Source organism: Methylobacterium isbiliense (genome assembly GCF_022179325.1).
Lineage (GTDB): Bacteria > Pseudomonadota > Alphaproteobacteria > Rhizobiales > Beijerinckiaceae > Methylobacterium > Methylobacterium isbiliense.
The window spans coordinates 42,076-55,634 of sequence record NZ_BPQQ01000034.1; the positions used below are offsets into that span (position 1 = coordinate 42,076).

10 protein-coding genes are annotated in these 13,559 nt (G+C 72.1%); 9 read left to right on the plus strand and 1 reads right to left on the minus strand.

Features of this window, described 5'->3' with window-relative positions; translation table 11 throughout:
* Positions 1-57: 57 nt before the first annotated feature.
* The 5 genes from MFF61_RS15100 (at position 58) to MFF61_RS15120 (ending at position 7,058) form a co-directional block, all read left to right on the plus strand.
* The gene (locus tag MFF61_RS15100; protein WP_238236027.1) at positions 58-2,196 is read left to right on the plus strand and encodes a TonB-dependent siderophore receptor; all 2,139 of its coding nucleotides are present in this window, start codon (positions 58-60) and stop codon (positions 2,194-2,196) included.
* Positions 2,196-2,936 carry an ABC transporter ATP-binding protein gene (locus MFF61_RS15105; RefSeq protein WP_238235891.1) on the plus strand — a complete coding sequence of 247 codons (741 nt, stop codon included), beginning with the start codon at positions 2,196-2,198 and terminating at the stop codon, positions 2,934-2,936. The genes MFF61_RS15100 and MFF61_RS15105 overlap by 1 nt, the downstream gene beginning before the upstream one ends.
* Complete coding sequence (locus MFF61_RS15110) at positions 2,933-4,327, plus strand: DUF3526 domain-containing protein (RefSeq protein WP_238235892.1); 1,395 nt, start codon at positions 2,933-2,935, stop codon at positions 4,325-4,327. The genes MFF61_RS15105 and MFF61_RS15110 overlap by 4 nt, the downstream gene beginning before the upstream one ends.
* Complete coding sequence (locus MFF61_RS15115) at positions 4,324-5,805, plus strand: DUF3526 domain-containing protein (RefSeq protein ID WP_238235893.1); 1,482 nt, start codon at positions 4,324-4,326, stop codon at positions 5,803-5,805. The genes MFF61_RS15110 and MFF61_RS15115 overlap by 4 nt, the downstream gene beginning before the upstream one ends.
* A 65-nt stretch (positions 5,806-5,870) precedes the next feature.
* Positions 5,871-7,058: an acetyltransferase domain-containing protein gene (locus tag MFF61_RS15120; RefSeq protein WP_373324706.1), complete on the plus strand. Its 1,188-nt coding sequence runs from the start codon at positions 5,871-5,873 to the stop codon at positions 7,056-7,058.
* A gap of 42 nt (positions 7,059-7,100) precedes the next feature.
* Here the strand turns inward: MFF61_RS15120 and MFF61_RS15125 are convergent, their stop codons facing one another.
* Positions 7,101-9,059 (minus strand): methyl-accepting chemotaxis protein, encoded by a 1,959-nt coding sequence (locus tag MFF61_RS15125; protein ID WP_238235894.1) that lies wholly within the window; start codon positions 9,057-9,059, stop codon positions 7,101-7,103.
* 704 nt (positions 9,060-9,763) lie between these two features.
* Between MFF61_RS15125 and oxlT the strand changes: the two genes are divergently transcribed.
* The 4 genes from oxlT to MFF61_RS15145 all read left to right on the plus strand — a co-directional run bounded on the left by oxlT (position 9,764) and on the right by MFF61_RS15145 (position 13,454).
* Positions 9,764-11,050, plus strand: coding sequence for an oxalate/formate MFS antiporter (gene oxlT, locus MFF61_RS15130; protein ID WP_283206003.1), 1,287 nt, complete (start codon positions 9,764-9,766; stop codon positions 11,048-11,050).
* A gap of 236 nt (positions 11,051-11,286) precedes the next feature.
* Positions 11,287-11,571, plus strand: a complete 285-nt coding sequence (locus MFF61_RS15135; protein WP_238235895.1) for a hypothetical protein — start codon at positions 11,287-11,289, stop codon at positions 11,569-11,571.
* A gap of 332 nt (positions 11,572-11,903) precedes the next feature.
* A complete protein-coding gene (locus MFF61_RS15140; RefSeq protein WP_238235896.1) occupies positions 11,904-12,674 on the plus strand; it encodes a potassium channel family protein in 771 nt (256 codons plus the stop codon).
* Positions 12,675-12,926: 252 nt separating this feature from the next.
* Positions 12,927-13,454: a DUF421 domain-containing protein gene (locus MFF61_RS15145; RefSeq protein ID WP_238235897.1), complete on the plus strand. Its 528-nt coding sequence runs from the start codon at positions 12,927-12,929 to the stop codon at positions 13,452-13,454.
* The last annotated feature ends 105 nt before the right edge of the window (positions 13,455-13,559 follow it).

The window sequence follows — 13,559 nt, forward strand, 5'->3', positions numbered from 1 at the left end:
ACAGTGACAGCCCGTCCGAGCCAGGTCCAGCGTCCCGCCCCGCGCGTCACGGCGTCCTTGCCGCGCCGCGGGCCGTGCTGGGCCGTCGCCGCCGCCCTGTCGCTCGGCGTGTCGGGGAGCGAGGTGCGGGCGCAGGAGACCACCATCGCCCTGGAGGAGCTGGTGGTGGAGGGCAGGGGCGCGGCGGCGCCGGGCGCGATCGGCCTGATCGGACCGACGCCCGGGTTCCGCGCCGACCGGGCGGTGAGCAGCACGAAGACGGACACGCCCCAGCGCGACGTGCCGCAGGTCGTCACGGTCGCGCCGCGCGAGGTCATCACCGACCTCGCCGCCACCCGCGTCGACCGCGTCCTCACCTACACACCGGGCGTGGCCCAGCAGAACAATTTCGGCGGCCTGACGGTGTTCAGCTACGCCATCCGCGGCGTGACCACCTCCGAACTCTACAAGAACGGCTTCCCGCTCAACCGCGGCTACCCGCCCCCGCCCGACACCCAGAACGTCGAGCGGATCGAGGTGCTGAAGGGCCCCGGCGGCGGCCTGTTCGGCCGCAGCGACCCCGGCGGCCTCGTCAACATCATCACCAAGCAGCCCACCGCCGAGCGCTTCGTCGAGATGGGCGGGCTGTGGGGCTCGTTCGGGCAGGTCCGCGGCACCGTGGATTCCGGCGGCGCGCTCAACGAGGACGGGACGCTCCTCTACCGCTTCAATCTCGCGGCCGGACGCCAGAACAGCTTTCGCGATTTCGTGGACGGCGACCGGCTCCTCGTCGCCCCGGTGGTGAGCTGGCAGGTGACGCCGGACACCAAGGTCACGGTCGAGACCGAGTTCCTGCGCAACCGCATCGTGTTCGATCGCGGCGTCATCGCCATCAACCGGCAGCTCGGCTTCCTGCCGATCTCGCGCTTCCTCGGCGAGCCTGGCCAGAGTGTCGCGCAATCCTCCGACACCATGCAGGTGCGCGTCGACCACCGCTTCAACGCCGACTGGCAGATGCGGCTCGCCACCTATTTCAACACCGGCTCGCTCGAGGGCGAGGCGGCGGAGGTGCGCGCCATCGCGGCCGACAACCGCACGGTCTCGCGCGACCGCAACGTGCGCAACTACCGCTGGGACGTGGCCATCGGCCAGGCGGAGCTGGTGGGGCGCTTCGACACCGCCGGGATCGGCCACACCCTGCTGCTCGGCTTCGAGCGCGAGAGCACCGACAGCCGCGCCCAGCTGATCCGCTCGAGTTTCAACCGCGACCCCTACGCCCTCGACATCTACAACCCGGTCTACGGTCAGGCGCGGCCGCCCCTCGCGCGGCAGACCAACAACCTGGAGCGGGTGACCAACACCGCCCTCTACGCCCAGGACCAGATCGCGCTGAGCCCGGAATGGAAGGCGCTGCTCGGTGTGCGGTTCGACTTCTTCGGGCAATCGTTCCGCGAGCGCACCGTGTCGACCCAGACCGATCAGACGCGCGTCGCGGCGACGCCGCGGGCCGGACTCGTCTACCAGCCGCTGCCGGACCTCTCCCTCTACACCAATGTCGGCACGAGCTTCCGGCCGAATATCGGCCCCGACGCCGCCGCCGCGGCGCGCACGGGCCCGTTCGCACCCGAGACCGGGCTCGGCTACGAGGTGGGGGCGAAGCTCGACCTGTTCGGGGGCGCCCTCGGGCTGACCGCGGCCGCCTTCCGGGTCGAGCGGCAGAACGTGCTGACGCCCGATCCCAACAACGGCGGCTTCTCGCTGGCGGCCGGCGGCGTGCGCAGCCAGGGCATCGAGCTGACGGCGGCCGGCCAGCTCACGCCGGAGGTGAAGGTCCTGGCGGGCTACGTCTACGCCGACGCGGTGGTGACGAAGGACAACGTGCTGCCGGTCGGCGCGCCGCTCATCAACGTGCCGCGCCACAGCGGCAGCCTGCTCGCGGTCTACGAGGTGCAGGGCGGTCCCTGGAAGGGCTTCGGCATCGGGGGCGGCGTGCGCGGCGTCGGCGCCCGCGCCGGGGTCTCGGACGGCAGCGGCTTCACCCTGCCGTCCTACATCGCCGCCGACGCCCTCGCCTACTACACCTTCGAGAATGTCCGCTTCGCCCTCAACGTCGAGAACGTGTTCGACACGACCTACTACGAGAGCTCGCTCAACGTGTTCCGGGTCTATCCGGGGTCGCCGCGCCGCTTCACCGGCACGCTGACGGTGCGGTTCTGATGCGCGACGCCACCGGGCCCGACGCCCCCGTCCTGGCGATCCGCGGGGCGACGAAGCGCTTCGCGGGGCGCCTCATCCTCGACGGCCTCGACCTGGCGCTCGGCGCGGGCGAGGTCTACGCCCTGCTGGGGCCGAACGGGGCGGGCAAGACCACCACCATCAACCTCATCCTCGGCTTCCTGCGCGCCGATGCGGGCGAGGTCCGGGTCGGTGGCCTCGATCCCGCGACCGCGCCGGTCGCGGCGCGGGCGCAGGCCGCCTACATCCCCGAGCAGGTCGCCCTCTATCCGGGGCTCTCGGGCCTGGAGAACCTGCGCTACCTCGCGACCCTGGCGGCCTTGCGCCTCTCGCGGTCGGAGGCGGGGCGGCTCCTCGACGAGGCCGGGCTCGCGGGCGAGGCGCATGGGCGGCCCGCCGCCGGCTACTCCAAGGGCATGCGCCAGAAGGTCGGCATCGCGGTGGCGCTGGCGCGCCGCGCAAGGCTCCTCCTCCTCGACGAGCCGACCTCGGGGCTCGATCCGGGCGCCTCGGCGGACTTCGCCCGCACCGTGCGGGCCGCGGCGTCCCGGGGCACGGCGGTGCTGATGGCGACGCACGACCTCTACCGGCTGCGGGAGATGGCCGACCGGGTGGGCGTGCTCCGCGCCGGGCGCATCGCCGAGGAGATCGATCCGCGCGGCCTCGACGCGGCTGCGCTGGAGCGCCTCGCCCTCGCGCGGCCGGCGGAGGAGGCGCCGTGAGACGGGTCGCGGCGGAACTCGGCCTGATCCTGCGCGACGCGCGCCTGCGCTGGACCGGCGGCGTCCTCGCCCTGCTCCTGATCGTGGCCGGCCTCGGCACGTGGCGCGAGGCGGTGCGCTACGCCGCGGAGGTCGAGCGGATCGGCCTCGCCGAGCGGGCGCGCTGGCTCGGCCAGGATGAGAAGAACCCGCATTCGGCCGACCATTTCGGCCTGTGGGTCTTCCGGCCCTCCGCCCCCCTGGCGGTGCTCGATCCCGGCACCGAGCCCTATACGGGCCGGATGGTGCGGGTGGAGGCGCACGTGTTCAACGACGCCGTCTACCGGGCGGTGCAGGATGCCGGCCCGCTGGCCCGCGCGGGCCTCGGCAGTCCCGCCGACATCGTGCAGCTCGTCGTGCCGCTCGCCGCGATCCTGCTCGGCTTTGCGGCCTTCGCGGCCGACCGCGAGCGGGGCACGCTGCGGCTGGCCCTCGGCAACGGGGCCGCGCCGGGCCCGCTCTTCGCCGGCCGCTTCGCGGCGCTGCTCTGCGCCACCGTGCTGGTGGTCGGCCTGCCGCTCCTCGCGCTCGGCGGGCTCGCTGCCGCCCGGTTCGGCCTGCCGGGCTGGCAGGCCTGGCCGCGGCTCCTCGCCTGGGTGGCGGCGCAGATCGGCTACGCAGCCGTGTTCCTGCTCCTGGCGATGCTGCTGTCGCTGACGGCCCGCACGGCGCGCGGCGCGCTCGCGGCGGCGCTGGCCGTCTGGGTGCTCCTCTGCGTCGCCGCCCCGCGGCTCGCGGCCCTGGGCGTCGAGACCCTCGTGCCGGCCCGCTCCTACGCGGAGACCCGCGCCCGGATCGAGGCGGGCTTTCGCGCCCACCGGACCGCCGAGGCGAGCGATGCCCGTGCCCGCGAGGTGCTGGCCCGCTACGGCGTGGAGGATCCCGACGCGCTGCCGGTCGACCTGCGCGGCCTGATGATGACCGAGAACGAGCAGCACAACTTCGCGGTCTACGACCGCGAGTTCGGGGCGTTCTTCGCCGGTCTCGCGGCCCGGGAGCGCGCCTACGGCTGGGCCGGCCTCGCGACGCCCCGCCTCGCCCTGCAGGCCCTCTCCCAGATCCTGGCGGGGACCGATTTCGCGCAGCACGCCCATTTCGTCTGGACGGCGGAAGCCTACCGCCGGGGAATCTCGGAGCGCATGAACGCGGAGATCCGCGACAACCCGCAGCGCGGCGGGCGCCTGCTGGTCGCCGGGCCGGCCCTGTGGCGCGAGGTGCCGCCCTTCGACCCGGCGCCCCTGCCGCTCGCCCGCTCGCTGCGGGACGCGCGGGTGCCCGCGCTGATGCTCGCCCTCTGGATCGGCCTGCTCGCCGGGGCGGCCGCCACCCTGGTCCGGAGGCTGCGGCCGTGACCCCCGCCCGCGTCCGGCACCTCCTCGCGGCCGAGATCCGCCTGCTGCTCGGCGAGCGCCTGACGCTCGCGATCCTCGCCGCCCTCCTGGCCGCCCTGTGCCTCGGCGCCTACACCGGAGCCGGGCGCGTCGCGGCCGAGCGCGCCGCCATCGCCCGCGCCGCCCAGGACGAGGCCCGCGCCGTGCGCGAGGCCCGGGCCGCCCATGTGCGCTACGCCCAGGCCAGCGACGTCAAGGTCCATTACTGGCAGGATCCGACCCACGCCTTCGGCTACATGACCCAGTTCCTCACCGTGCACGCGGTCAAGCCGCCGACGCCGCTCGCGGTGCTGGCCACCGGACAATCCGACGTGCAGCCGGGCCTGATGCGGATGAGCTTCGGCTTCAGCACGGTGTTCGACGACACCGACTACGATCTCGGCGCCGTGGGCCGGCTCAGGCTCGGCGCCTTCGACCTCGCCTTCGTGCTGGTCGCCCTCGTGCCGCTCGCGGTGATCGCCCTCGCCGGCACGCGGCTCTGCGCGGAGCAGGATTCCGGCCTGCTGCGACTGATCGCGGCCCAGCCGGTCGCGCCGCGCCGCGTGGCGGGCGCGAAGTTCGGCGCGGCGGCGCTGGTCCTGCTCGCCGCCCTGCTCAGCGGGACGGCGCTCGCCCTCGGGCTCTTCGAGGGTCTCGGGCCGCTGGCGGAGGGCGGCGGCACGCTGGCGCTGCTGGCCGCCGCGCTCGCCGCCTACACGCTGTTCTGGGTCGCGGCCTGCGCGCTCGCGGCGAGCCTGTGGCGCGGGGCGGTCTTCGCGCTCGTGATCCTCGTGCTCGCCTGGGCCTGCCTCACGGTCGCCCTGCCCGCGTCCCTGAGCCTCGCGGTCGACGCCCTCGCGCCGCGGCCCTCGCGCATCGCGGCGATCGACGCGAGCCGGGAGGCGCAGGAGCGCTTCTCCCTTGCGCCGGAGGGCCGGCGCATCGCCGCGGCGTGGCTCGCCGAGCGGGCGCCGCAGGCCGGCGCGGCGCTCCGGGACGCGCCCGAGATCCGGCGGCTCGCGCGCGACGCCTTCTACGACGCGGCCGTCGCCTCGCACCGGGAGGCGGCCCGCCTCCATGCCGAGGCGACCGCCCGGTGGAGCCGGCGGCTGGCGCCGCTCTCGCCGGCCGCCTCCCTCCTCCTCGCCCTCGAGACCGCGGCCGGGACCGATGCGGCCCGGCACGCCGCCTTCCTGGCCGCCGCCGCCGAGTACCGCCGCAGCCTGCGCGCCTTCTTCGAGCCGCGCATCCTGGCGCAGGCCCTGCACCCGGTGCCGGTCTGCGCCGGCTGCCAAGCCCGCCTCGACTTCGACGCCTACGATGCGGTGCCGGCCTTCCCGGCCTCGGTCGACGCCGAGGCGCCCTGGCGGCAGGCCCTGCTGTGCCTCGGCGGCCTCCTGGCCAGCACCCTCCTCCTCGCGGCCGCCGCCTTCCGCCGCTTCGCGGCTTGGCCGGCATGACACCGCTTCGCGGTCTGGCCGGCATGAGACCGGCGGCGGACGACGGACCCGGAGCCCTCGCGCCCGTGCGTGCGCGCCCCGATCGCTCCGTCCCGGCCGGCCTGCCGCACCGGCCCGGACAGCCCGCCCGCATCGGCGCGATCGACGCCCTGCGCGGGCTCGTCATGCTGCTGATGCTCGTCGACCACGTGCGGGAGTTCTTCTTCCTCCACGCCCAGGTCCGCGATCCGGTGGACCTGTCCGTCACGCCGGCCGGCCTCTTCCTGACCCGGGCGGCCTCGCATCTCTGCGCGCCGGTCTTCATCCTGCTCACGGGCCTGTCGGCGCGCCTCTATGCGGACAAGCACGGCAGCCGCAGCGCGGCCTGCGCCTTCCTGCTCAAGCGCGGGTTCCTGCTGATCCTGCTGGAGGTGACGCTGGTGAACCTCGCCTGGACCCGCAGCCTGCTGCCGCCGGTCCTCTACCTGCAGGTGATCTGGGCGATCGGCCTCAGCATGGTGGCGCTCGCCGGCCTGCTCTGGCTGCCGCGGGCCGGCCTCGTCCTCGTCGCGCTGGGCATCATGCTCGGGCACAACCTCCTCGACGGGATCCGGGTCGCGCCGGACGAGGCGGGTTACGCCCTGTGGTCGATCCTGCACCAGCGCGGGCTCCTCCCCCTGCCCTGGGGCGTGGCGCGCACCTCCTATCCGGTCCTGCCGTGGATCGGCGTCGTCTGTGCGGGCTACGCGCTCGGGCCGCTCTTCGCGCAGCAGCAGGGCGCCGAGGCCGGGCTGCGCCGCCGGCTCCTGGCCCTCGGCGGGGCCGCGCTCGCCGCGTTCCTCGTGCTGCGGGGCCTCAACGGCTACGGCGACCCCGTGCCCTGGCAGCCCGGCGCGAGCGCGGGCGCCACGCTGCTGTCCTTCGTCAACCTGACGAAGTACCCGCCCTCGGCGGATTTCCTGCTGCTCACGCTCGGCCTGGGGCTCGTGCTGCTGGCGCTGTTCGAGGCGCTGCCGCCCGCCTGTCTCGGCTGGCTGCGCACCTTCGGCGGCGCGCCGCTGTTCTTCTACCTGCTGCACCTGATGCTGCTGCGCCTGATCTACGACGGCGCCGGGCTCCTCGTTCCCGCCGGCCCCTCGGGCCGGATCGAGGCCGGCTCGCCCGCGCAGCTCTGGCTGATCGCCGCCGTCCTCAGCCTGCCCCTGTATGCGGCCTGCCGCGGGATGGTGCGGCTGAAGCGCCGCGGCCGGTGGCCGGGCTGGAGCTATCTCTGACGCGGGGCGGACGGAGCGTCCGCGTGCCGCGACCCGGCGCGGTCAGCCCGTGAACCGGACGCCCAGCTCGCCCCCGAGCCGACGCATCACGCGGCAGGGGCGCGCGGGATGGCCGTCGGCCTCCAGCACGAACGTGTCCGGCACCTGCGTCGCGGCATCGACGGCGAGCTTGGCGCCCGATGCCGAGAGGTTGAGGATGATGCACGGCAGCCGGACCGTCCCGCCGGCCGGCCGCGCCATCTCGATCTCGGCCGGGATCGAGGTGCGGATCCGCTCGTCGGTGCGCCGCTCCTCGACGCCGACCAGCCACGCATCCAGGCTGCGCGCGATCTCCGCCACCCCGGCGGCGGTGGTCTGGACGGTGGCGCTGACCTCGCCGGTGGTGCTGCGCTGCTGCTCGCTCGCCGAGGTCGTCTGCGCGATGAAGCCCTGGACGGCGCCGACCGCGGCGCGGATCGACGCCAGGGTGTCGGTGACCTCCCGCGACACCGCCTGCATGGCGCCGATCTCCCCGGAGATCCGGCCCGTCGCGGCCTGCGCCTGCCCGGCGAGGTTCTTCACCTCGGCGGCCACCACCGCGAAGCCACGGCCCGCCTCGCCCGCCCGCGCCGCCTCGATCGTGGCGTTGAGCGCCAGCAGGTTGATCTGCTCGGCGATCAGCGTGATCGCCTCGACCACGCCGTTCATCGACTGCGCCGCATGGTCGAGCTTGGCGGTGGCGGCGGCAGCTGTTTCCATGCGCTCCGAGATCTCGCCGACGGCCTGCCGCGACTGCCCCATCTGGGCCGCGATCGACACGGAGGTGGTGTGCATCTCCTCCGAGGCACGGGCGACCGCCTGCACCCGGCCGAGGGTGTGCTCGGCCGCCGCGATCGCCCGCGCCCGGACTGCCATGCTGTGCGTCACGTCGGTGGCGAGCTTGACGACCTTGCAGGGCCGGCCGCTCGGGTCGAGCACCGGGTTGTAGGTGGCCTGGATCCAGACTTCCCGCCCGCCCTTGGCCAGGCGCGGGTAGATCGCCGAGGAGAACCGGCCGGCACGCAGGTTCTCCCAGAAGGCGGCGTAGGCCCGGCTCTCGGCATAGGCCGGCGAGACGAACAGGCGGTGATGTCGGCCCCGGATCTCATCGAGGGAATAGCCGAGCACCGTCAGGAAGTTGTCGTTGGCATCCAGGATGACGCCGTTCATGTCGAACTCGATTACCGCCTGCGAGCGCCGGGCGGCCTCGATCGTGCCGGCCATCTCGGCGGCGAGCTGCTTGGCCGCCGTGATGTCGCTGGCGTACTTGATGACCGTGAGGGGGCGTCCGGCCGAATCGAGGATCGGGTTGTAGGTGGCCTGGATCCAGACCTCCCGCCCGCCCTTGGCCAGCCGCCTGAACTCGCCCGCCCGGTACTCGCCGCGGGCCAGGCTCTCCCAGAACGCGCGGTACTCGGCCGAGGCGGCGTCCGCCTCGTCCACGAACAGGCTGTGGTGCCGCCCCCGGATCTCGTCGAGGGAATAGCCCATCGCCGCGAGGAAATGGGCGTTGGCGTCCTCGATCGTTCCGTCGAGGGCGAACCGGATGACGGCCTGGGAGCGGTGGATGGCGGCGATCTGGCCGGCCGTCTCGACCGCGGCCTGCTTCTCGGCCGTGATGTCGAGCGCGACCTTGAGGATCCGGACCGGCCGTCCCCTGGCATCGAGCACCGGCGTGTAGGTGGCGCGCAACCAGACCTCGCGCCCGCCCTTGGCCACGCGCCTGTACTCCCCGCTGTCGGTCTCACCCCGGCGCAGCCGCTCCCAGAACGCCTCGTAGTCCCGGCTCGCCGCCTCGGCCGGGTCGACGAACACCCGGTGGTGCCGGCCCCGGATCTCGTCGAGGCCGTACCCCGTCAGCCCGAGGAAGCGGGTATTGGCCTCGAGGATCGTGCCGTCGAGCGCGAAGGCGATGGTCGCCTGGGACCGCTCGACCGCGTCGAGCGTGGCGGCCGCGCCGGAGCGCCTTGCCAAAGGGAACATGGTTGTGGCTCGCACCGGTTGCGCTTGTCCCAGAGGGCGCAGGTCTTGGTTAACGCGCGGTATTCGGCCGCTCGTCCCACGCCTCCCGACCGCTCGCGGCGGGACGGGGCTTCCCATCCCCGGCCGCCATCTGCCTCGCCTCGGGGCCGAGCCGGGTCTCTCCCGGCCCCCAGGGAGTGTGCACGTGCGAAGTAGAGGTGGCGAAGACAGGCGAACGTTCGTTCGATCGCGTCGGTGATGACACGCAGGGAATCGCGGCTCTGCAAAAGGATACGGGTATTCGCGGCCGCGACGACTGGCCGACGCGAGAACCCGCATTGACAGGGGCACGATCCTCAGAGCACACTCATGCCCTGGTATACCGTCGACCTAAGGCGGAGCCAGGGCCGATCCTGCAGCAGCGGGATGCCCGCGCGGTTTCGGCCGGACACGGCTGGACGGTGGCAGAACAACAACGAGTTTGCACGGAGGAGCGACGCACATGCCAAGTTTCAGCCGGTCGTCTTCGCCTTGAGGCTGGGTCGACACGCAGTCCGGGCCCCTTAAACCGGCGGCATGAGCGGGCCGCCACAGTTCATTCGACCAGATTCGGCGCGGCGCACGCGAGGCGCGTGCGCCGACGCGGGAGCCTGCGCGCCGCTTGGTGCGGCGCGCCCGCCGATCATCGCCCGAACGGGCGACCACCAAGGTGAGGAAACCGACCCATGACCTCCGTTGCCGCATCGCGCGCGCAAGCCACCCCCATCGCCGGGCGATGGCTCCAGCTCACCCTCGGGGTGGTCTGCATGGTGGCCGCCGCCAACATCCAGTACGCCTGGACCCTGTTCGTCCCCGAGATCCAGAAGACCTTCGGCTGGGACCGCGCCGCCATCCAGGTCGCCTTCACCATCTTCGTCGTCACCCAGACCTGGCTCACCCCCATCGAGGGCCACTTCATCGACCGCTACGGCCCCAGCCGCGTCGTCATGGCCGGCGGCTTCTTCACCGGTCTGGCCTGGATCATCAACTCCTACGCCACGTCGCTCACCGGCTACTACCTCGGCGCGGTGGTCGGCGGCATCGGCGTGGGCTGCGTCTACGCCACCTGCATCGCCAACGCGCTCAAGTGGTTCCCCGACCGGCGCGGCCTCGCCGTGGGCCTGACCGCGGGCGGCTACGGGGCCGGCTCGGCGCTCACCATCCTGCCGATCGCCTCGATGATCGCCGACGGCGGCTTCCAGAAGGCCTTCTTCATCTTCGGCCTGATCCAGGGCGCGCTGATCATCCTGGCCTCGATCGGGCTGCGCTCGCCGGCCAAGGGCGAGGTGACGTACTCCTCGAAGGTGCTGCAGTCGCGCCGCGACTACACACTGCCGGAGGCGCTGCGCACCAAGGTCTTCTGGGTGATGCTGGTGATGTTCACCTGCACGGTGACCGGCGGCCTGATGGCGGTGGCGCAGCTGGGCGTGATCGCGCAGGATCTGGGGGTGAAGAACTTCCAGGTGAACCTGTACTTCTTCGCCATGGCGGCGCTGCCCTTCGCGCTGATGCTGGACCGGATCATGAACGGGATCTCGCGCCCGCTGTTCGGCTGGGTGTCGGACCGGATCGGGCGCGAGAAGACGATGTTCATCGCCTTCACGCTGGAGGGCGTGGGCATCGTGGCGCTGGGCTACTTCGGGCACAATCCGTGGGCGTTCGTGATCCTGAGCGGGATCGTGTTCCTGGCCTGGGGCGAGGTGTACTCGCTGTTCTCGGCCACCGCCGCGGACACGTTCGGCTCGGCGCATATCGGCAAGATCTACGGGGTGCTGTACTGCGCCAAGGGTCTGGCGGCGCTGATGGTGCCGCTGGGCAACATCCTGATGCAGGCGACGGGCACCTGGGCGACCGTGCTGTACACGGTGGCGATCATGGACCTGATCGCCGCGACGCTGGCGATCACGGTGCTGCGGCCGATGCTGATCCGCCACCACGCCGCCAACGGCACCGTCCCGGCCAACGCCCACTGAGCCGATCCGTGCCCTGAGCCGGGCCACGCGGCTACCGACTCCTCGCGATCCCGGCGCTTGGCCAAGCGCCGGGATCGTCGTTCGTGAGATCCATCGGTCTTCGATGGCGGCCCCGGAGCGGACGTCGGGGGTTTCGGATTCTTGTGATTGCCCACCGCCCGATCCCGACGTAGCTTCCTGACATACCAGAAAATAAGCCAAGAGGATCAACGATAAGAGGTCGGGAGAACGCCACGATGAGCAAACAGCTGTCCATGCTCGATTGCCCGGTCGTGTTCGAGGGCGAGAACGAGCGGGGCCTGTCGAGCCCGGACCTGTGCCCCTCGTTCGGCATCACGCGGGGGCTGACCTCGCGCCACATTGGCGTCCGCGACGGACGGATGCTGTGCCTCTGCATCTGGGAGAACGAGGCGGCCTGCCGCTCCTGCTTCGATGGCGAGTGGCACGAGCGGGCCGAGGCGCTCTGGGGCGACCGCTACCAGCTGCGGATCACCGCCTTCGAGACCGCCGACGCGGCTTGACCGTCCCGGCATCGCCGATCCGCGGCGATGCACCACCGGCCGCCAGGACCACACGGCCGGCAAACGGCTCGAGCGGTGCGACGCCCGGATGTGGGTCGACCGGACGCGCGCCGTGACGCCCCTCGCCACCGCGCGAGCCCAGCCCCGGGGAGACCTGTCCGTCCGGGCTGCAGAGTCCGAACCCGATGAGCCTGACCGACGACGGCCGCTTGCGGCCCGTCGGCATCGGGACGCGGAGAGCGGGGAAGCCGGGCGCATCCCGGCGGCGGATCGCGCCGCACCCGAGGAACGTTCATGCTCCCGGACCCGGAGCGGCGGAAGCGTGCGTGCCCATGACAAGTCTGAGGGAGAGGCTGCAGGAGCTCTACGACGGGGACAGCGACCGCGCGCACCGCTTTCGATACGGCCTGCTCGCCTTCGATCTGGCCACCCTCCTGTTCATCGTCGTGTCCTCGTTCATGCCCCGTCAGCCGGCGGTCGAGGCCGTCGACGTCCTGATCGGCCTCGCGGTGGCGTCCGACTTCCTCTCGCGGCTGGCGATCTGCCCACGGCCGGCGCGCGAGTTCCTGCGGCCGACGACGTGGGCGGATCTGGCGGCGATCGCCTCGTTCCTGGCCCCGATCGTCGGCGAAGGCGCCGGCTTCCTGCGCATCCTGCGCACGCTGCGGCTGCTGCGGACCTACCAGCTGCTCGACCGGCTGCGAGTGGACTTTCCGTTCTTCCGCCGCAACGAGGAGGTGATCATCGCGGTGGTGAACCTCGCGGTGTTCATCTTCGTCATGACGAGCATCGTGTATGCGACCCAGCACCGCTCGAATCCGAACATCGGCAACTACGTCGATGCGCTGTACTTCACCGTCACCTCGCTGACGACGACCGGCTACGGCGACGTGACCCTGCAGGGAACGGGAGGCCGCCTGATCTCGGTCGTGGTGATGATCTGCGGCGTCACGCTGTTCCTGCGCCTCGCCCAGGTCCTGTTCCGGCCCTACAAGGTGCGTTTTCCGTGCCCCACCTGCGGCCTGCAGCGGCACGAGCCGGATGCGGTGCACTGCAAGGCCTGCGGCACCCTGCTCAACATTCCCGACGAAGGATCGGATTGATGCCAGCGGCCCAAGATGCTGACGCATCGGGCCGTTGATATATCTCGATTCTTCGACGCCAGATCAAAGATCTGGCGAAAAATCGAGAGCCGAACCAGCGATCATTTCCAATGAGCGCTGGTATGAACCGCTTCGGTCTCGGTGGGGGGTGCGTCCCTCATCGGATGAGGCCTTGATCCTGCGGCGCCCGACCGCGCGACCGTGGGTCGAACGCGGGGCCGTCCGGGACGGTCGAGCGATGGTGGAGGACCGATGCCTGACTGGCGAGCCCTGTTCGTGCCGGAGCACTCCCTGCTGGAGATCGCCCTGCGCGGCAGCCTGATGTACCTCATCCTCTTCCTCATCATGCGCTTCGTCATGCAGCGCCAAGCCGGCGCCGTCAGCCTGGCCGACCTGCTGGTCATCGTGCTGATCGCCGACGTCTCGCAGAACGCGTTCTCGAACGAGTACAAGTCGCTGACCGAGGGCGTCCTGCTGGTGCTGACGATCGTCGGCTGGAACTACGGCATCGACTGGCTCGCCTTCCGCTCCCCCGCCTTCGAACGCCTCATCATGCCGAAGCGGCTGCCCCTCGTGGTGGACGGGCGCATCTGCTGGCGGAACATGCGCCGCCAGATGATCACGCATGCCGAGCTGATGAGTCAGCTTCGCCAGCAGGGGATCGACGACCCGGGTCACGTGCGGCTTGCCTCGCTGGAGGGCGACGGCAGCATCAGCGTCATCCGTCGGGACGATGCGGACACCGGACCCAAGCCGGACGATCGCCGGGAACCGGCCTGACGCGACGCGCCCCTCCAAGGGGACAGCGCGCGGACGATGAGCGAACGGGCCGAGGCCCTTGCGCCGAAGCCCTTGCGCCGGGGGCGGCGCGGAACCCCGCCCCGG